21 protein-coding genes are annotated in these 19095 nt (G+C 41.5%); 8 read left to right on the forward strand and 13 right to left on the reverse strand.

Annotated elements, in window-relative coordinates:
- Nucleotides 1-10: 10 nt before the first annotated feature.
- The 6 genes from murI to BHV72_RS14935 all read left to right on the forward strand — a co-directional run bounded on the left by murI (nucleotide 11) and on the right by BHV72_RS14935 (nucleotide 5551).
- A complete protein-coding gene (gene murI, locus BHV72_RS14910) occupies nucleotides 11-853 on the forward strand; it encodes a glutamate racemase (protein ID WP_022041689.1) in 843 nt (280 codons plus the stop codon).
- 76 nt (nucleotides 854-929) lie between these two features.
- Nucleotides 930-1163 (forward strand): DUF2007-related protein, encoded by a 234-nt coding sequence (locus BHV72_RS14915; RefSeq protein ID WP_005679000.1) that lies wholly within the window; start codon nucleotides 930-932, stop codon nucleotides 1161-1163.
- A 281-nt stretch (nucleotides 1164-1444) separates the two neighbouring features.
- Entirely contained in the window at nucleotides 1445-2527 is a 1083-nt protein-coding gene (proB, locus tag BHV72_RS14920; protein ID WP_122295437.1) for a glutamate 5-kinase, read from the forward strand.
- A 23-nt stretch (nucleotides 2528-2550) separates the two neighbouring features.
- The gene (locus tag BHV72_RS14925) at nucleotides 2551-3804 is read left to right on the forward strand and encodes a glutamate-5-semialdehyde dehydrogenase (RefSeq protein WP_122295438.1); all 1254 of its coding nucleotides are present in this window, start codon (nucleotides 2551-2553) and stop codon (nucleotides 3802-3804) included.
- Between the two features lie 84 nt (nucleotides 3805-3888).
- Nucleotides 3889-4842 (forward strand): Rossmann-fold NAD(P)-binding domain-containing protein, encoded by a 954-nt coding sequence (locus BHV72_RS14930; RefSeq protein WP_005678996.1) that lies wholly within the window; start codon nucleotides 3889-3891, stop codon nucleotides 4840-4842.
- Nucleotides 4843-4846: 4 nt separating this feature from the next.
- On the forward strand, nucleotides 4847-5551 hold the full coding sequence (locus BHV72_RS14935; protein ID WP_055170234.1) for a DUF5041 domain-containing protein: 705 nt from the start codon (nucleotides 4847-4849) through the stop codon (nucleotides 5549-5551).
- Between the two features lie 116 nt (nucleotides 5552-5667).
- Here the strand turns inward: BHV72_RS14935 and BHV72_RS14940 are convergent, their stop codons facing one another.
- The 7 genes from BHV72_RS14940 to rpmH all read right to left on the reverse strand — a co-directional run bounded on the left by BHV72_RS14940 (nucleotide 5668) and on the right by rpmH (nucleotide 11164).
- A complete protein-coding gene (locus tag BHV72_RS14940) occupies nucleotides 5668-6060 on the reverse strand; it encodes a rhodanese-like domain-containing protein (protein ID WP_081447324.1) in 393 nt (130 codons plus the stop codon).
- Between the two features lie 13 nt (nucleotides 6061-6073).
- Entirely contained in the window at nucleotides 6074-6781 is a 708-nt protein-coding gene (locus BHV72_RS14945; protein ID WP_005682202.1) for a NigD1/NigD2 family lipoprotein, read from the reverse strand.
- A complete protein-coding gene (locus tag BHV72_RS14950) occupies nucleotides 6778-7899 on the reverse strand; it encodes a 1-acyl-sn-glycerol-3-phosphate acyltransferase (RefSeq protein ID WP_286856388.1) in 1122 nt (373 codons plus the stop codon). Before BHV72_RS14950 ends, BHV72_RS14945 begins: the two co-directional genes overlap by 4 nt.
- Before the next feature lie 8 nt (nucleotides 7900-7907).
- Nucleotides 7908-8882: a D-alanine--D-alanine ligase gene (locus BHV72_RS14955; RefSeq protein ID WP_005678989.1), complete on the reverse strand. Its 975-nt coding sequence runs from the start codon at nucleotides 8880-8882 to the stop codon at nucleotides 7908-7910.
- Nucleotides 8879-9952: an RluA family pseudouridine synthase gene (locus BHV72_RS14960; RefSeq protein WP_005678987.1), complete on the reverse strand. Its 1074-nt coding sequence runs from the start codon at nucleotides 9950-9952 to the stop codon at nucleotides 8879-8881. Before BHV72_RS14960 ends, BHV72_RS14955 begins: the two co-directional genes overlap by 4 nt.
- 26 nt (nucleotides 9953-9978) lie before the next feature.
- On the reverse strand, nucleotides 9979-10629 hold the full coding sequence (locus BHV72_RS14965) for a PASTA domain-containing protein (protein ID WP_286856389.1): 651 nt from the start codon (nucleotides 10627-10629) through the stop codon (nucleotides 9979-9981).
- Nucleotides 10630-11002: 373 nt separating this feature from the next.
- Nucleotides 11003-11164: a 50S ribosomal protein L34 gene (gene rpmH, locus BHV72_RS14970; protein WP_005678985.1), complete on the reverse strand. Its 162-nt coding sequence runs from the start codon at nucleotides 11162-11164 to the stop codon at nucleotides 11003-11005.
- Between the two features lie 90 nt (nucleotides 11165-11254).
- Between rpmH and efp the strand changes: the two genes are divergently transcribed.
- Together efp and BHV72_RS14980 are read left to right on the forward strand one after the other, a co-directional pair.
- A complete protein-coding gene (gene efp / locus BHV72_RS14975; RefSeq protein WP_286856401.1) occupies nucleotides 11255-11836 on the forward strand; it encodes an elongation factor P in 582 nt (193 codons plus the stop codon).
- A 102-nt stretch (nucleotides 11837-11938) separates the two neighbouring features.
- A complete protein-coding gene (locus BHV72_RS14980; RefSeq protein ID WP_005682204.1) occupies nucleotides 11939-13339 on the forward strand; it encodes an alkaline phosphatase in 1401 nt (466 codons plus the stop codon).
- 78 nt (nucleotides 13340-13417) lie between these two features.
- Here BHV72_RS14980 and BHV72_RS14985 read toward each other — a convergent pair whose 3' ends face one another.
- The 6 genes from BHV72_RS14985 to pta form a co-directional block, all read right to left on the reverse strand.
- Nucleotides 13418-14182, reverse strand: coding sequence for a UDP-2,3-diacylglucosamine diphosphatase (locus BHV72_RS14985; RefSeq protein WP_005678980.1), 765 nt, complete (start codon nucleotides 14180-14182; stop codon nucleotides 13418-13420).
- Nucleotides 14179-14490, reverse strand: coding sequence for a metal-sulfur cluster assembly factor (locus tag BHV72_RS14990; protein WP_005678979.1), 312 nt, complete (start codon nucleotides 14488-14490; stop codon nucleotides 14179-14181). The genes BHV72_RS14985 and BHV72_RS14990 overlap by 4 nt, the downstream gene beginning before the upstream one ends.
- Nucleotides 14491-14605: 115 nt before the next feature.
- A complete protein-coding gene (gene radC, locus BHV72_RS14995; protein WP_022042776.1) occupies nucleotides 14606-15301 on the reverse strand; it encodes a RadC family protein in 696 nt (231 codons plus the stop codon).
- Nucleotides 15302-15615: 314 nt separating this feature from the next.
- Nucleotides 15616-16605, reverse strand: a complete 990-nt coding sequence (locus BHV72_RS15000) for a glycosyltransferase family 2 protein (RefSeq protein WP_005678977.1) — start codon at nucleotides 16603-16605, stop codon at nucleotides 15616-15618.
- Between the two features lie 141 nt (nucleotides 16606-16746).
- The gene (locus tag BHV72_RS15005) at nucleotides 16747-17946 is read right to left on the reverse strand and encodes an acetate kinase (RefSeq protein ID WP_005678976.1); all 1200 of its coding nucleotides are present in this window, start codon (nucleotides 17944-17946) and stop codon (nucleotides 16747-16749) included.
- A 27-nt stretch (nucleotides 17947-17973) separates the two neighbouring features.
- Nucleotides 17974-18993 (reverse strand): phosphate acetyltransferase, encoded by a 1020-nt coding sequence (gene pta, locus BHV72_RS15010; protein WP_286856406.1) that lies wholly within the window; start codon nucleotides 18991-18993, stop codon nucleotides 17974-17976.
- Nucleotides 18994-19095 lie beyond the last annotated feature (102 nt).

Below are 19095 nucleotides of genomic sequence, written 5' to 3' on the forward strand. Positions count from 1 at the left end.
CTCATCCGTTATGAAACAACAGTTACCCTATACCCCCGGACCGATCGGAGTATTTGACTCCGGATACGGCGGACTGACTATTCTCAATAAGATAAGAGAGATATTACCTGAATATGACTATATTTATCTGGGAGATAATGCCCGTACACCCTACGGAACACGTTCTTTTGAAATCGTATACGAATTCACTCTACAAGCAGTCAACAAGTTATTTGAATTGGGCTGCCATCTTGTTATATTAGCTTGCAACACAGCCTCTGCCAAAGCATTGCGTAGTATACAGATGAACAATCTACCGAAGATAGATCCGGAACGTCGTGTACTCGGAGTAATCCGTCCCACGGTAGAGTGCATAGGGAATATAACACAAAGCCGACATATCGGAATATTAGCGACAGCAGGTACAATTAAATCAGAGTCTTACCCGCTGGAAGTTCATAAACTATACCCCGATATTCAAGTAAAGGGAGTTGCCTGCCCGATGTGGGTACCATTAGTAGAAAATAATGAAGCACAGAATGAAGGAGCAGATTATTTCATCCGGAAATATATAAATCAGTTATTGCAGAAAGACTCACAGATTGACACTGTGATTCTGGGTTGTACACATTACCCTCTGCTACTTCCGAAAATTCAGCAATATATTCCGGATAATATCCGCGTGATCGCACAAGGTGAATATGTCGCCGAAAGCTTAAAAGATTATTTGTGCAGACACCCGGAAATGGATATTAAATGTACTAAAAATAACAGTTGTTTGTTTTATACAACAGAAGCGGAAGATAAGTTCATCGAGTCAGCCTCGACTTTCCTAAACCAACAGATTAATGTAAAACGAATCACGCTCGAATAAAATTCTGGAAAAGAATAACTATTTATTGCCATTTCTTGTTATATTTGTAAACAACAACCCTTAATACCATAAGATCATGAAAGAAGAAGATTACAGCAAGTCGATAGAAGTATTCTCCGGCTCTCCGTGGGAGGCAGAAATCATCAAGGGATTATTAGAAAGCAATGACATTCGCTGCGTTATCAAAGATGGAATTATGGGTACATTGGCACCCTATATTGCTCCGGCAGTCTCTGTCCTTGTCACTGAAGACGAATACGAATCCGCCACCGAACTAATCAGAAGTCGAGCTGAAAAAGATAACGACTAATACACTTCAGGCCTTCTCTGATATTCTTCAGTGAATTGGCCTAGGAGGACCGTATGCATATTTTTCACCTCCCGTACCCAAATTGACACAGGGAGTAATATTGATGTGTGCACTTTCAAATATGATGAAGGAAGTCATCTGTTCTACTTGTAGATTCGTATATTTCATTATTTACTTTTTCTCTATCAGGATGCTAAGATAATTCTTTTCAGCCCGTTTTGGTAACATATCGATAAAAAGTTCTATATTTGTACTTTCAAATCGTCAGTAAATTAGCAAAAATGAAACAGGTATTTACACGGGTTGCAGTAAAGGTCGGTAGCAATGTATTAACACGCCGAGATGGGACGCTGGACGTTACTCGTATGTCAGCGCTTGTTGATCAGATAGCAGAATTGCATAAATCGGGAGTGGAGATTATTCTCATTTCGTCAGGAGCGGTAGCGTCAGGACGTAGTGAAGTATCCCCACAAAAAAAACTCGACAGTGTAGACCAACGCCAATTGTTTTCTGCAGTAGGACAGGCAAAGTTAATCAATCGTTATTATGAGCTTTTCCGCGAACATAATATTCCTGTCGGCCAGGTATTGACTACAAAAGAAAGTTTTGGCACACGCCGCCATTATCTCAATCAGAAAAACTGTATGACAGTGATGCTTGCAAATGGAGTAATTCCGATTGTAAATGAAAACGATACGATTTCTGTCAGTGAACTGATGTTCACCGATAATGATGAACTATCCGGACTCATTGCCTCGATGATGAATGTACAAGCATTGATTATCCTCAGCAATATAAACGGAATTTATAATGGTTCTCCTTCAAATCCGGATTCTTCCGTCATTCGTGAGATTGAGCATGGAAAAGATCTATCCAACTATATCCAAGCTTCCAAGTCCAGTTTCGGCCGAGGGGGGATGTTGACAAAGACCAATATAGCCCGCAAAGTAGCAGATGAAGGGATTACGGTAATTATCGCCAATGGGAAACGAGATAATATCCTGGTCGACCTGCTTCAACATCCGGATGAAACTCTCTGCACACGATTCATTCCTTCCAACGAACCGGTATCCAGCGTAAAAAAATGGATTGCCCACAGTGAGGGATTCGCAAAAGGTGAAATTCACATTAATAAGTGTGCTACCGAAATACTAAATTCTGAAAATGCAGTCAGTATTCTTCCGATCGGTATTACACGTATTGAAGGAGAATTTGAAAAAGACGATATTGTGCGTATCATGGATTTTCAGGGAAATCAGGTAGGAATAGGGAAAGTAAATTGTGATGCTAAACAAGCAAAGGAAGCTATAGGAAAACATGGTAAAAAAGCGGTAGTACATTACGACTATCTATACATTGAATAATTAATCGAAAGAAAAAAAAGTGTATGGTTACTAACTTAAACGAAACCTTCGCTGCCGTACAAGCAGCTAGCCGTGAATTGGCAATCCTGGATGACACAATAATCAATCAGATACTAAATGCAGTAGCTGATGCAGCTATTGCAGAGACACCGTTTATTCTGGCAGAAAATGAAAAAGACCTCGCACGAATGGATAAGAATGATCCAAAGTATGACCGGTTGAAACTGACAGAGGAGCGTTTGAAAGACATTGCCACAGATACACGTAATGTTGCAACGCTTCCCTCTCCCTTAGGAAGGGTGTTGAAAGAGACCATACGCCCCAACGGAATGAAACTGACCAAAATCAGCGTGCCTTTCGGAGCAATAGGAATCATCTACGAAGCACGACCTAATGTGAGTTTCGATGTATTCTCCCTTTGCCTGAAAAGCGGAAATGCCTGTGTATTGAAAGGAGGAAGCGACGCCGATTATTCCAACCGGGCCATTATCTGTGTTATTCACGAAGTACTAAAAGAATTCAATATCAATCCACATATTGTCGAGCTACTCCCAGTCGATAGAGAAGCTACAACAGCATTACTAAATGCAGTAGGTTATATCGATCTGGTTATCCCCAGAGGAAGTAGTAACCTTATCAATTTTGTACGCAACAATGCAAAAATCCCGGTCATTGAAACAGGGGCCGGTATTTGCCACACTTACTTTGATGAGTTTGGAGATGTAAGTAAAGGGGCAGATATTATTTATAATGCCAAAACACGCAGAGTCAGTGTATGTAATGCATTGGACTGTACTATCGTACATGAAAAAAGACTGGATAAGCTTCCTTTGCTTTGCGAAAAGTTAAAAGACAGCAATGTGATTATATATGCCGATCCGCGAGCCTATCAGGCATTAGACGGCCATTATCCTGCCGAACTTCTGCAACCTGCAACGAAAGAAAGTTTCGGCACAGAGTTCTTGGACTATAAAATGGCGGTTAAAACAGTGAAGAGTTTTGAAGATGCTTTGAGGCATATCCAAGAAAACAGTTCCAGACACAGCGAATGCATCGTCACAGAGAACAAGGAACGTGCAGCGTTGTTTACTAAAATAGTAGATGCTGCTTGTATATATACTAATGTCTCTACGGCCTTCACCGATGGAGCCCAATTCGGTTTGGGAGCAGAAATAGGTATCAGTACCCAGAAATTGCATGCACGTGGTCCCATGGGATTGGAAGAAATGACCTCATATAAATGGGTCATTGAAGGAAATGGACAGACAAGATGGTAATATGTATGTAATAGTGAACTATAAACTGTGAATAGCAAACAGTTGAAAGATAAATCGTATAATAACGAATTAATTATAGAAAACATGAAGAAATTTACTTGTGTACAGGACATCGGCGATTTAAAATCAGCCCTTGCAGAAGCATTTGAAATCAAAAAAGACCGCTTCAAGTATGTAGAATTAGGACGTAACAAGACATTAATGATGATCTTCTTCAATTCCAGTCTACGTACACGCCTCAGCACACAGAAGGCCGCTTTAAATCTGGGAATGAACGTAATGGTGTTGGACATCAACCAGGGTGCATGGAAACTGGAAACAGAACGCGGTGTTATCATGGACGGCGACAAACCCGAACATTTACTGGAAGCCATCCCCGTCATGGGATGTTACTGCGATATAATCGGAGTACGCTCTTTTGCACGCTTCGAGAATCGTGATTTCGATTATCAGGAAACGATTCTGAATCAATTTATCCAGTATTCGGGACGCCCCGTATTCTCTATGGAAGCAGCAACCCGCCATCCGTTGCAAAGTTTCGCAGACTTGATCACCATCGAAGAATACAAAAAAACTGTACGCCCGAAAGTGGTTATGACTTGGGCTCCGCATCCGCGTCCATTACCACAGGCTGTTCCCAACTCATTTGCCGAATGGATGAACGCCACCGACTATGATTTCGTCATTACTCATCCCGAAGGCTATGAACTGGCTCCACAATTTGTAGGAAATGCCAAGGTGGAATACGACCAAATGAAGGCTTTCGAAGGAGCCGACTTTATATATGCCAAGAACTGGGCAGCCTATGCAGGCGACAATTACGGACAGATATTGAGTAAAGACCGAGAATGGACTGTCAGCGACCGACAAATGGAAGTGACTAATAACGCTTTCTTCATGCACTGTCTTCCTGTACGCAGAAACATGATTGTGACGGATGACGTTATCGAAAGCCCGCAATCTATCGTTATTCCGGAAGCTGCTAACCGTGAGATCTCAGCGACAGTCGTCTTAAAGAAATTACTTGAAAGTCTATAACATCATGTTCAAAAGTAAACTAATAATCATATTGCTATGCCTGTGCGTTGTTGCAGGCATAGCAAATGCCCAAGAAAAAAAGCCTCAAGTAATACAGTCAGAACCACAATTAGAAGATATCTATAATGTACTGGAAGCTATGGACATTCACATGTTCCGTTTTGAATTAAAAGAGTTTCTGAACAAAGTATATACGGTCACTGTCTACATGGATGAGTATGAAAATGGAAAATCCCCCAAACAAGTGCATAATATCAGACTCGGGAAAAACATTCAGTCTTTAAATGCAGTACCAGAAGAACATCGTCAAGCTTTCCGGGAAATAAAACATATTCCGGAAGGCAAGAACGAATGGGAGAATATCAAAGAGATGTCAATATATCTTAGAAAGTCCAATGATTCGACTTCAGTTTGCACTATTAATGTACCGGGAACGATGAAAGGTGGTGCACCATTAAAATTACAGGCAATAGAAAAATACCACTCTTATATTTATTACCCGCGCCTATTTAAATTTCAGCCTATACAAGACACAGACCATTTGAAAATTCCTTTAATTTTATATGGTTCCGCTTGGCTGGACAAGCAACATGACATCATCCGATTTTGTGGAGAAAGAGAAATTGATCCGGAAATGAAAGCAGAAATCCTTAAAGACATACCCCATTATTTTGTAATAGGAATAGAGCTTAAAGCTGAGAAAGAGTGATCAACTTTTTATTTTTAGACATGGACTAAACGAATAGACAATTCTCTATTAATATCACCGCCACACCGTCAAACCAATTAATCCATGTCTAAAACCTATATTTTTCACCACATCGACTAATGCTCAATCTCCTTGCCTGCCTCCTGCCAAGAATTGAATCCCTTATCAAGTTCAAAGACCTTATACCCTTTCTCACTCAGAATATTCGCAGCCTTTTTGCTCCGCTTGCCGCTACGGCAATACACAGCTACCGGTTTATCTTTTTGCAACAGCGAATCTGCCATTGAAGCAAAAGAATCATCCATTACATTGATATTGATTGTCTTTGCAATATGTCCTTCCGAATACTCTGCCAAAGTACGGACATCCAAACGCTGTATATCCTCATTCTGAATGAGGTTATCAAAATCATCCACGTTCATAGACTTGAAATCTCCTTTCTGCTGACAAGAGAAAAGAGAAGAGAGAAATAAAAATAATCCCACAGCTAGTTGATTCATTTTAAACATCATACTCTATTATTCAATTCTTATCCGGAACATATTCAAATCCGGGGTTACAGTACTTACCAGATTCTATTGCAGTGCCGTCCTTATCATACGTATAATATTTGAACTTAATCGTTATCTTTTGACCGGGATTCTCTGCATCCGCATATTTATCCAAAGGAACAGAGAGATAAGCACGACGATTATAGTACTCCTCATCACCATTCGCATCATGGTACAATAACATATTTACAGTACCATTTGTTTCAAATTCGGACAAATCTTCCACTATGCCGAAAACATGCTGTTTACCACCATTAACCTTGAGATTCAGAATCATATTCAGATAACCTCTTCCCAACCAGATACTGACAACATCTACCGGATCATGCTTTAACCCGTCTTTATAAGTTGGATCATCTGCCGGTTTAGGTGTCGGCGTAACAAGAGATTGCAAAGAATAAATCACAGCTGTAGCCGTGTGCCCGTTCGAAAGCGTTTCATAATTACTCATTACACGCCTGGAAGTATTTGGCGAAATAGCAGAACCCGTACGATCTTTAGATACAGTCAACGCTTCCCCATTATCAGGTATCAACGTCTGTATACTACCATCCGTTCCAGCCTTCACTGTTACAAATTCCAATTTAACCGACGGATAATAATAATCATCCTCCCCACAAGCGGACATCAGCAAAAGTAATCCCCAAAACCAGACTATATGTAACTTTCTTATTCTCATCGACACGCAGCTAAATGGTTTATTAATGGATTGGCATACATTAATAACAACTTCTCACGCAGAAAAGCTTCATCCTTATTAGGAATCTCTATTTTACCCAATTGTTGCTCAATATAGCCTACAAACTGCTGTTTCTCCTCCTGCGAATAAATCCCGGTAAACTCTGTCGTCCCATTCAACCAGTCATAAGCAACGTAATTTCCCGGATACATCCGGTAATTACGATAAATTCTCTGATCAATACAAGCAGAAATAGCAGCAAACAATTCCGGTTTCGGTAACGAGCGGTCTATTTGTTCCAGTTCATCATTTATGCAAGAAGCAACTTGAAAATGCACCTTACCTTTATATCCGAAAAGCCCGGTTTGCATATTAATCAAGTCGTCTTGTGTTGTTTTTTTATATCCTTCTATATCCCTTTTCAACTGAAATTCACGTGCTTTCAGGAAGTCGCAAGGATCATATTCGTATGAAATGGCAAGCGGAGCAATATTCATTTCCTTCAAGCGATCTATCAAATCTCCTTCACCTCCCATTGCCAGCATTTTCAGGACACTATCTTGCGTGCGGTCATTAGAATCCTTCGCCCGTCCTTCACGCTGTGCAATCCAAATAGATTGATTTTTCTCTGCAATGGTATAATGCATATATCGGGACATCCGCGTCGAAGCCTCCAACATCTGGCGCATCGTAAGCGCCCGCTGAACAATAAAAGACTTGTTGACACGCACCAGCTTCTTTATCCAAGGATAAATAAGTAAGTTATCACCAATAGCAATCTCTACCGTATCCATTCCCTGATCGACCAACAGAATAGAAAGGAAGCCTGAATCCAAGATAATATCCCTGTGATTTGAAATATATGTATAGGCTTTCTTCTTATTCGGCAAAGCATTGTGATCTAATGTCAGCCCATTTGTATGTTCTTCTGCTATCTTCCACAAAATACCATAACAGAATGCTTTCTGGAAATCAAGTTTCGTCTTACACGTACGCATTTTCTGCGCCAGAAGTTCAAATGGAACGTTCGGTATAGCTCCGGTAGCAGCTTTCCGAAAAGCCGGATCGGCAATCAGTTCCTCAAAGATTTGAGGAAGATTAAACTCTGTCAGATCCATAACGGTAATTAAAATTTATTTTCGATAATATCAGTCATCACATCCTTTATCTCCAGACCGGCAGCACGTACTTGCTGGGGAATAAAACTTGTCGCAGTCATTCCCGGAGTGGTATTCACTTCAAGAAGATTAATCTTTTCACCGGCTGTAACAATATAATCCACACGGATAATGCCGGAACAACCCAATATATCATAGATAGCTGAAGTCAACATCTGCACCCGGTCGGTCAATTCGTCCGAAATGCGTGCAGGAGTTATCTCGTCTACCTGCCCATTATATTTAGCATCATAATCGAAAAACTCATTATGAGTCACTACTTCCGTAGGCGGAAAAACTACTGACTTTTCCTTGGTTTTATAACAACCGCAAGTCAATTCCGTACCTTCCATAAAAGCTTCCACAAGCACTTCTTCCGCCTCACCGAAAGCTTTAACAATAGCCGGTTGGATTTGTTCTTTCGTCTTCACCTTCGTAACTCCAAAACTGGAGCCACCCAGACTTGGTTTGATAAAGCAAGGCAAACCAATCTTTTCCAAGACATCCTCGTCGGACACCGATTGTCCCTGACGCAATAACAATGATTCGGCAATACGCACTCCAAAGGCTTTCAGATATTGATTGCAAGCGAACTTATCATAGGTAATGGCAGCTGCCAACACTCCACAACAAGAATACGGAATACGCATCATATCGAAGTAACCTTGCAAACGTCCATCCTCACCCGGCGTACCGTGAATGGTGATATAAGCAAAATCGAACACAACCTTTTCCGTTCCGTTCATAAAACTAAAGTCATTTCTGTCTACCGGTACTTTATTTCCGTCCGGTAATTGTACCTCCCAGCGACGGCCCTCCATCTCTACGATGTACAAATTATACTTTTCCTTGTCAATAAAGGAGTAAATACCCTGTGCACTACGCAGGGAAACTACGATTTCAGAGGTATCCCCTCCTGCTACGATAGCAATGTTGCGTTTCATTCTAATTCTCTGTTACTTATATAGCCTCTCCACTTCTCGATAAGCCGGGCCATGTCATCCGGAAGTTCGGAAGTAAAATACATCTCCTCACCAGTGACGGGATGCACAAAGCCCAACGTCATAGCATGCAAAGCCTGTCGGGGACAAGTGTCAAAGCAATTATTTACAAACTGTTTGTACTTACTAAAATGAGTACCTTTCAATATCTCATGACCACCATAACGCTCGTCGTTAAACAGTACGTGCCCGATATGTTTCATGTGAACACGAATCTGATGAGTACGTCCGGTTTCAAGTATGCACTCCACCAAAGTGACATATCCCAACCGTTCCAATACCCGATAATGAGTTACGGCATGTTTTCCTACTGCCGGGTCGGACATCACCGCCATTTGCATCCGGTCCTTCGGATTACGGGCAATGTTACCGACAATCGTTCCTTCATCCTGTTCCACAGTTCCCCACACCAAAGCACGGTACTTGCGTTTGGTTGTCTTATTAAAGAACTGCAATCCCAGATTTGTTTTAGCATCCGGTGTTTTGGCAATCACCAGCAACCCGGAAGTATCTTTATCAATCCGATGAACAAGCCCGACGTGAGGGTCATTAGCATCATAATCAGGCACATCTTTCATGTGCCAGGCCAGTGCATTCACCAAAGTGCCGTGATAGTTTCCGTGTCCCGGATGTACTACCAGCCCTGCAGGCTTATTCACAACCATTACATACTTATCTTCATATACGATATTAAGAGGAATATCTTCAGGAATAATTTCATTTTCATAACGCGGACGATCCATTACCACAGTAATGACATCCAACGGCTTCACCTTATAGCTACTCTTCACCGGCTTGCCGTTAGCCATAACGAATCCGTCTTCGGCAGCCTTCTGAATGCGGTTACGCGAAGCGTTGACAATACGTTCGAATAGATATTTGTCGACTCTGACCATCGCCTGCCCCTTATCTACCACTACACGGAAGTGTTCGTAGAGTTGCGATTCGTCACCGACAGGTTCTATATCATCCAAGTCATTTTCCAATTCATCAGGAAGTTCTTCCTCTATCATGCGAGTCTGTTTCTGTTGTTTATCAATTAAAACCAACTATCATCTTGTGTGGATGATGATTCTGACGCCACCGGCTCTTCCGTGTCTAGATCGATATCAATAGAATCTTCTTCCACTGTATCACCGGCTCCATCTCCTACCATTAATGTCAAGGAGGCTCCCATAGGGATTTTCTCCCCTGCCGTTAATTGGCGTCCCTGAAATTTCACACCATACACCCAGTCTTTCTCTCCATTGACCAACTGTACTTCGTTCAATTTAAACCCGGCACTCAGCAACTTAGCCTGTGCTTGGCGAAGCGAACTGTTATCAGCAACATCCGGAATCACACGCAACGGCACATCCAAGGTATTAACCGTCAGATAGACCGTACGTCCTTCTTTAACTTTCTCACCGGCCCCCGGCTTCAGTTCAAGAATAATTCCTGCCGCTTTATCCTTAACATACTTAGTATCCGAGATCACCGCCACCAATCCACGATTGCGGAACATCTTTGCAGCCTCTTCCGTAGTCATACCTTTCACATCAGGCACAACCACAGTTTCTCCATGATGGGTGTACACATCCATCCATTTCAGCACACCGAATATCATTACTACCACTACCACAATCATGGCAACAATATTCAGCCAGAAAAATTTATTTGTTTTAAAAGAAAAGAATTCTTTAATAGTCATACGCTTTGCTGTTAATATGCGCCAAAGATACGACAAAATAGTTGAATTTTTGAATAGTAGGCAATGAAAAATGTCCTACCTCATGATGTTAGGACACTTATCATTGCCGGAATTGTTGCAACTATAATCCCCACTCCTATAGATTTCAACAACCTTATTATTTTCATCCGGGGGGTTCATTTCCCGAATATATTCCCATATTATACACAGCTTGTCTACAAATACTGATTCATATCACAAAGAAAAGCAAAAAAGCAACAAACAAGAATAAACAGCTGAATGTTTTAACATTCTATTAGCAAATTAAAAATCAGAAGAAACAAAAAGGCGAAGAGTTATTCTTCGCCTTTTTGTTTCTTCTGATGACTAGTGATTACCACTTCTGTCCATTGTACTCATCAGAAACAGTCAGTTTCTTTCTGCCTTTTGCACGGCGAGCAGCTAATACTCTACGACCATTAGCCGATGCCATTCTCTCACGGAAACCGTGTTTGTTTTTTCTCTTTCTGTTAGAGGGTTGAAATGTTCTTTTCATTACTGTATCTTGTTTTTTATGTTATTATTCTACGTAATCGGGCTGCAAAAATAGGCACTTTTTTTAAATTAACCAAGAGATAACTCATTTTTGCTCAAAAGTTTTTGTGTTTTTGCTCAAGACATCAAAAACGGAACTTGTATCCGTATGGACGGAAAGCTCTATTTCTGTATCGAATTCCTACATGTAAAACCTGGTAAAGGTAATACTTTCATGCGTACAAAACTCAAAGATGTAGTTAGCGGATACGTTCTTGAACGTCGTTTCAACATCGGCGAAAAGCTGGAAGATGTACGTGTAGAACGTCGTCCATATCAGTTTTTGTATAAAGAAGGAGATGATTATATCTTCATGAATCAGGAAACTTTCGACCAGCATCCTATCGCTCACGATTTGATTAACGGCGTTGACTTCTTGCTCGAAGGCATGACTTTGGACGTTGTCTCCGATGCTTCTACAGAAACTGTACTCTATGCAGACATGCCTATCAAAGTTCAGATGAAAATCACATATACAGAACCGGGCCTGAAAGGTGATACAGCTACCAACACACTGAAACCGGCAACGGTAGAATCTGGTGCAACAGTACGCGTTCCGTTATTCATCAACGAAGGCGAAACAATTGAAATTGATACACGCGACGGTTCCTACGTAGGACGTGTGAAAGCATAATTGTTATATAAATGACATAAAGAAACGGTGGATTTGCTACGGCATCTCCACCGTTTTTTATTAACTTTGTGCCACACTAACTCTATACAAAAATATAAAAGAATGAAAAAGTTAATCTACACGTTATTCTTTGTCCTCATCTCCGTCGTTGCAAACGGTCAGGCAAAGTACGTATTCTATTTCATCGGAGATGGAATGGGAGTCAACCAAGTCAATGGCACAGAGATGTTCCAAGCCGAATTGCAAAACGGGCGTATCGGTGTTGAGCCACTACTGTTTACACAATTTCCGGTAGCTACTATGGCCACTACTTTTTCCGCTACAAATTCTGTTACCGACTCTGCCGCCGCAGGTACAGCACTCGCCACCGGAAAGAAAACCTACAACCATGCAATTTCCGTGAATGAAGAGAAAAATGCCATACAAACAGTAGCCGAGAAGGCTAAGAAAGCCGGTAAGAAAGTAGGTGTCACCACTTCGGTCAGTGTAGACCATGCCACTCCTGCTGCATTTTATGCTCATCAACCGGATCGTAATATGTATTACGAAATCGCTCTAGACCTGCCAAAAGCTAATTTCGATTTCTACGCAGGCGGTGGTTTTCTAAAGCCAACCACTACGTTCGACAACAAAAAGGCTCCGAGCATCTTCCCTATTTTCGAAGAAGCCGGTTACACCGTAGCACGCGGTTACAATGATTACAAAGCAAAATCCCAGAATGCCGAAAAGATGATATTGATACAGGAAGAAGGAGCAAATCCTTCCTGTTTGCCTTATGCTATCGACCGTAAAGACAATGATCTGACTCTTGCCCAAATCACCGAAAGTGCTATTGACTTTCTGACTAAAGGTAAAAATAAAGGCTTTTTCTTAATGGTAGAAGGCGGAAAAATCGACTGGGCTTGCCATGCAAATGACGCAGCTACTGTATTCAATGAAGTAAAAGACATGGATAATGCGATCAAAGTAGCGTATGAATTCTACAAGAAACACCCGAAAGAAACTCTTATCGTAGTAACAGCCGATCACGAAACCGGTGGTATCGTATTAGGTACAGGCAAATATGCATTGAACCTGAAAGCACTTCAACATCAGAAACATTCTGCTGACGGCCTTTCCAAACGTATCAGCGAACTAAGAAAATCCAAAGGAAACAAAGTGACTTGGGAAGATATGAAAACATTCCTTGGTGAAGAAATGGGCTTTTGGAAACAATTCCCTATTTCTTGGGAGCAAGAAAAGAAGTTACGCGACGAATTTGAGAAGTCATTCATCAAAAACAAAGTAGTATTTGCTGAAAGTATGTATTCCAAAAGTGAACCAATGGCTGCATGTGCCAAAGAAGTAATGGACGAAATCTCCATGGTAGGCTGGGTAAGCGGCGGCCATTCAGCAGGTTTTGTTCCTGTATTCGCTATCGGGGCAGGTTCTCACTTGTTCAGTGAAAAAATAGACAATACGGAGATTCCCAAAAGAATTGCTAAAGCGGCAGGGTACAAATAAGATATTAAATAATAAGTATTAAGTATTAGTTTGCGCTATAACTGCATAGAATTAATGCTTAATACTTATTATTTATTTCTAAGCTTGTGTCTCTCCTTCTATATAATCTTCAAGGAAAAGGTTTTCGCCGTCGAATACTGCATATGAAAAATAATTAATCCAGTCCCCAAGAATCAACACGCGTGAAGTGGTACTCAACATCAGATCCAGTTCAATGTGACGATGACCATAAATAAAGAAGTTGATATTAGGATGACTTTTCAGATACTCCTTCGTATATAGTACCAGATGTTCCTGGTTTTCTCCCATATAATCCGGTTCCTTTCCATCAGCCCGTTTCTGTCGGCTGTGTTTTGCCCATGTCAATCCCAATTCCACACTCCAACGAGGATGAAGGGCGGAAAATAGGGTCTGCAATGTTTTGCTGTGAAACATGGAACGAAGTAATTTGAACTTTTTATCCGGGTCACCAAGTCCGTCACCATGAGCAAGATAGAACTCTTTTCCATAGATCTCAGTAGTCAATGGTTCACGGTGCATAATGACACCACACTCTTTGGTAAGATAATCTCCGCACCAAATATCATGGTTACCGGTAAAAAAATGTACTTCTACTCCCATATCCGTCAGCTCGGAAATTTTCCCCAGGAAACGGGTGTAACCCTTAGGTACGACCAACCGGAATTCATACCAGAAGTCGAACATATCTCCCAGCAGATAAACGGCAGCTGCCTTGTGCTTTATACTATCAAGAAAATTCACCAAACGCCGTTCCTGTGTACGCCCATGTTCAATAGCACGGGAACCAAGATGTGCATCGGAAAGGAAATAGACATTCTTCATAAAAAACCCAGTTCCAGTTTAGCCTCCTCACTCATCATATCCTTATCCCATTCCGGTTCAAACACCAGATTAATGGTAGCCGAGTTCACTCCTTCCACAGATTCTATCTTCTGGCGAATATCTTCCATGATAAAATCAGCGGCCGGACAGTTCGGTGCTGTCAGTGTCATATCCAGCACCACTTCCCCATTATCAGAGACATCTATCTTATAGATCAGCCCAAGATCGTATACATTCACCGGGATTTCCGGATCGTACACAGTTTTTAGCATGGCTACAATCTTTTCTTCTATTTCAAACTTTTCCATACGTTCTTATTTATGTATTGCAAAGATAGAGATAAAAAATTAGACACGGAATGCGTACCTAACTAAAAAACATACCGAGAGACTAAATTGTTGCGGGAAATATTCATCAATCGTTTCAGAGCAGCCCTTCATCTGCAAAGCTGTAAAAGCCGTCCTCACAGACTATGACATGGTCTATCAGGCGAATATTCATCGTATCCGCCGCTTTACGGATATGTTCCGTCAATGTCCTGTCAGGCTGGCTAGGCTGAATATTTCCGGAAGGGTGATTGTGCACCACAGCTATTTGTGTAGCCCTTTGCATCAATGCTTCCCGAAGAATGGAACGCACATCGGCATAAGTACCGTCTATACCGCCGGAACTGATACGTATCTTATCAATCAGTTTCGTTGCCTGATTCAACAACAGTACCCAGAACTCTTCTTGCGCCAGGTCGCACATTAGTGGTTGAAAAATCTCGTAGATATCTTTTGAGCAGGTGATCCGAAGTCTCTCTCTGATGTTTTGCAATTTCCGCCGCTTGCCTAATTCAAGGGCGGCCATAACCGTAATGCTCTTTGCCGGTCCCATTCCTTTAAAACGGGAATAGTCGCACACTTCCCACTTCGCCAAAGCATTCAGGTTATTATCACAGGACAAAAGCAGGCGTCGCATCAGTTCGACAGCGCTTTCTTCCGTATTCCCGGAGCCTATTAATATAGCGAGTAGTTCGGCGTCACTCAATGCGGCTGCTCCCTTCTCTATCATTTTCTCCCGCGGACGATCCTCCGGTGCCCATTGGTTGATAGATAACTTGTGTTTGTTTTCCATTTTCTATGTTTTGAAAGTGTAAAGGTAGACTTATTTTATTTAATGGCAGGGGATATAGAAAAGAAAATAAAATACCGGTGGTATTTCCCTATAGGAAACTGAAAGTTTCAAGCCTTGGGAACTTTAGTTTCAAGCGTCTGAAACTAAAGTTTCTCCATGATGAAACTAAAGTTTCCCACCGGTGAAACTATAGTTTCTCTACCGCGAAACCAAAGGTTCCAATGCATGAAACTATTGGTTTTGCCGTATTAATTTATAGTCATATAAGTATCCTAGTTCATAACCGTGAAGACACAATTCAGAATCATACGAGTTTACTTATAAAAGTTCTTTTGAAATGCTTCAAACTCATCTTTTCCTCTGATGCAACGTTGCCACCATGCACGCCAGAAACCTGTACCATAGCCTATAAGCTGAATAAATGCGGCAGCAATGGAATATATTCCGATACTTAAACTCTTATTTTGAATCGTCGAGTCTATACAGACCAACAGTGCATAAAGAAGAATAGGCGTGAAACTAAACAGACAAAACGGTGTCCCCAATAATAAAACAGCTACTCCTAATGTAAAGACCGCCGGAAGCAGATGCACCAGTTTCAACGAATCAGGGTACTTCTTGTAAAGATTGATACGGGCAATACCGGAGTTGTGCACTTGTTTGAAGAATTTCTTCAAGTCTGTCCGGCGCTTGTGATATACCCAGGCATCCGGAAAAAGCCGACAGGTATAACCACCTTTAAAAATACGGATGCTGAAATCAATATCCTCGCCGAAACGCATCTTCGAGAATCCTCCCAAGGTTTCATACACCGTCCGACGTACCCCCATATTGAAACTACGGGGATAGAATTTATCCATTTTCTTTTTTCCGCCACGAATACCTCCCGTTGTGAAAAAAGAAGTCATGGAATAATTAATCGCTTTCTGGATATCCGTAAAGGAATCGTGTGCGCGGTCGGGACCTCCGAAAGCATCGGCAGGAGAAGCGAGAAGTTCCGCCTCGATGGCATCGAAATATCTCTCGGGGAGAATCACATCAGAATCCAGTATAATAAGGTATTCACCCTCGCTGCGTTCCGCTCCGTAGTTACGTGTTTGCCCTGGTCCTGAATTTGGCTTAGAGAAATATTTGATATTCAACCGGTCAATATAGCGGTCTGTTACTTCTTTGCAGGGAATGGAAGAACCGTCTTCCACTACAACAACTTCAAAATCTTTAAAGTACTGTGCCGTGAGACTTTGTAATAGTTCATCCACTTCATCGGGACGATTGTAAACGGGGATTATGACAGAGTAACGCATAGTAAAATACTGGATATAACTGTTTGATATGCAAAGTAAAGGAAAAAAAATGAGACTGATACAGGAATGATAAATTTCTATTCATTAAAAAAGGCGACACTTTTATAGAGCCGCCTTATCATATATACAAAAGTATGTTTATTACTTATTCAGAATATCCATTGTATCCGAAGCAATCAGCAATTCTTCATCTGTCGGAATCACTACCACTTTTACCTTAGAAGCAGGAGTAGAAATGACTGCTTCCTCACCGCGAACCTTAGCATTCACGTCATTATCAAGTTCGATACCCATGAATTCCATGTCTTTACAAACTTCACGACGACATTCCATCTGGTTCTCACCTACACCACCTGTAAACAAGATGATATCCACACCACCTAATGCAGCAGCATAAGCACCAATGTATTTCTTGATACGATAATAGTACATCTTCTCAGCCAGAATTGCTTTTTCATTACCGGCAGCACAAGCAGCCAATAATTCACGCATATCGCTTGATACTCCGGAAATACCCAATACACCGCTCTTCTTATTCAGCAAATTAGAAACTCCTGTTGTATTCAAGCCTTCCTTTTCCATGATAAATGTCACTGCACCGGCGTCAATATCACCACTACGAGTTCCCATCATCAAACCTTCCAATGGAGTCAGTCCCATTGTAGTATCAATACATTTACCGTCTTTGATAGCAGCAATAGAGCCGCCATTACCGATGTGGCAAGTGATAATTTTCTTTCCTTCCGGATTCACACCCAGAAATTCACACACACGTTTTGATACATAACGGTGAGAAGTTCCGTGAAAGCCATAACGACGTACACCATATTTCTCGTACAATTCGTAAGGGATAGCATACATGTAAGCATAATCCGGCATAGTCTGGTGGAAAGCTGTGTCAAATACGCCTACCTGCGGAATATTAGGAAGAATAGCGGAAACTGCGTTTACTCCTTTCAAGTTGGCAGGATTGTGAAGTGGAGCCAAGTCGTTACAAGCAGTAAATGCTTCCAATACCTCTTTATTCAGCAATACAGATTCGCTGAAACGTTCTCCTCCGTGTACCATACGATGACCTACGGCATTGATTTCATCCAATGACTTGATAGCTCCATATTCAGGGCTAATCAATGTATTCAGGATAAACTCCACACCCACTGTATGCTCCGGAATATCTTTTTCCAGGATTTTCTTTTCACCATTCGGCAAAGTCAATTTCAGGAATGAACCCTTCAGACCGATTTTTTCAATACCACCTTGAGCAATTACCTCTTTGGTGGTCATGTCGAACAATTTGTATTTAATAGATGAACTACCACAGTTCAATACTAAAATCTTCATATCGTTTTATTATTTAATATCCGTTATTTATTTGTTAGCTTTTGCTGCAATAGCTTGATTAGCAGTGATAGCAATCATACGGTAAACGTCTTCGATAGAGCAACCGCGTGACAGGTCGTTCACCGGGCAAGCAATTCCCTGGAGAATCGGGCCGATAGCGTCAGCATGTCCCAAACGTTGTACCAGTTTATAAGAAATATTTCCTACTTCCAAGCTCGGAACAATCAGAACGTTTGCCTGTCCGGCTACGTCTGAACCCGGAGCCTTACTTGCACCCACTTCAGGAACAAGAGCAGCATCTGCCTGCATTTCACCATCCAAGTCGAGAGTCGGAGCCATTTCTTTAGCGATCTTCGTAGCTTCCACGACTTTGTCTACCACTTCATGTTTTGCAGAACCCTTCGTAGAGAAGCTCAACAGGGCAACTTTCGGATTTTCGATACCTGCCACAGCTTTAGCTGTTTGAGCTGTGCACACAGCAATCTGAGCTAACTGGTTAGCATCCGGTACCTGAGTAACAGCAACATCGCCCATTACCAAAATTCCATTCTTTCCATATTCAGGAGCGTGAGTTAGCAACAACATTGCACCTGATACACAAGTGATTCCGGGCGCTGTCTTGATAATCTGCAAAGCAGGACGCAATACATTACCAGTAGTGTTGCGTGCACCAGCCAAATGGCCATCAGCATCACCGCTCTTAATCATTAAACAACCATAGAACAAAGGATCATTCGTCAACTTACGAGCTTCTTCAATAGTCATTCCTTTCTTTTTACGAAGTTCACACAGCAATTGTGCATATTCTTCGTGTTTCGGAGAAGTCTCAGGATCAATAATAGTAGCTTTACCAATGTTGCCCAATCCCCATTTTACAGCAAGTTCGATGATTTCTGCCGGTTTACCCAGTAGAATAAGGTCAGCAACTTCATCTGTCAAAATCTGATTGGCAGCTTTTAATGTGCGTTCTTCAGTTCCTTCAGGAAGAACAATACGCTGGCGGTTTGCTTTCGCACGCGCCACAATTTGGTTGATTAAATTGAGCATAGAAATATTGAATAATGTTATAAAACCTGGTTACAATTTATAATTTGCGGTGCAAAAGTACTCAATTTTGTAATATACACATTACAAATCCGTCCATTTTTC

The organism is Bacteroides sp. 43_46 (assembly GCF_001915455.1).
Classification (GTDB): Bacteria; Bacteroidota; Bacteroidia; order Bacteroidales; family Bacteroidaceae; genus Bacteroides; species Bacteroides caccae.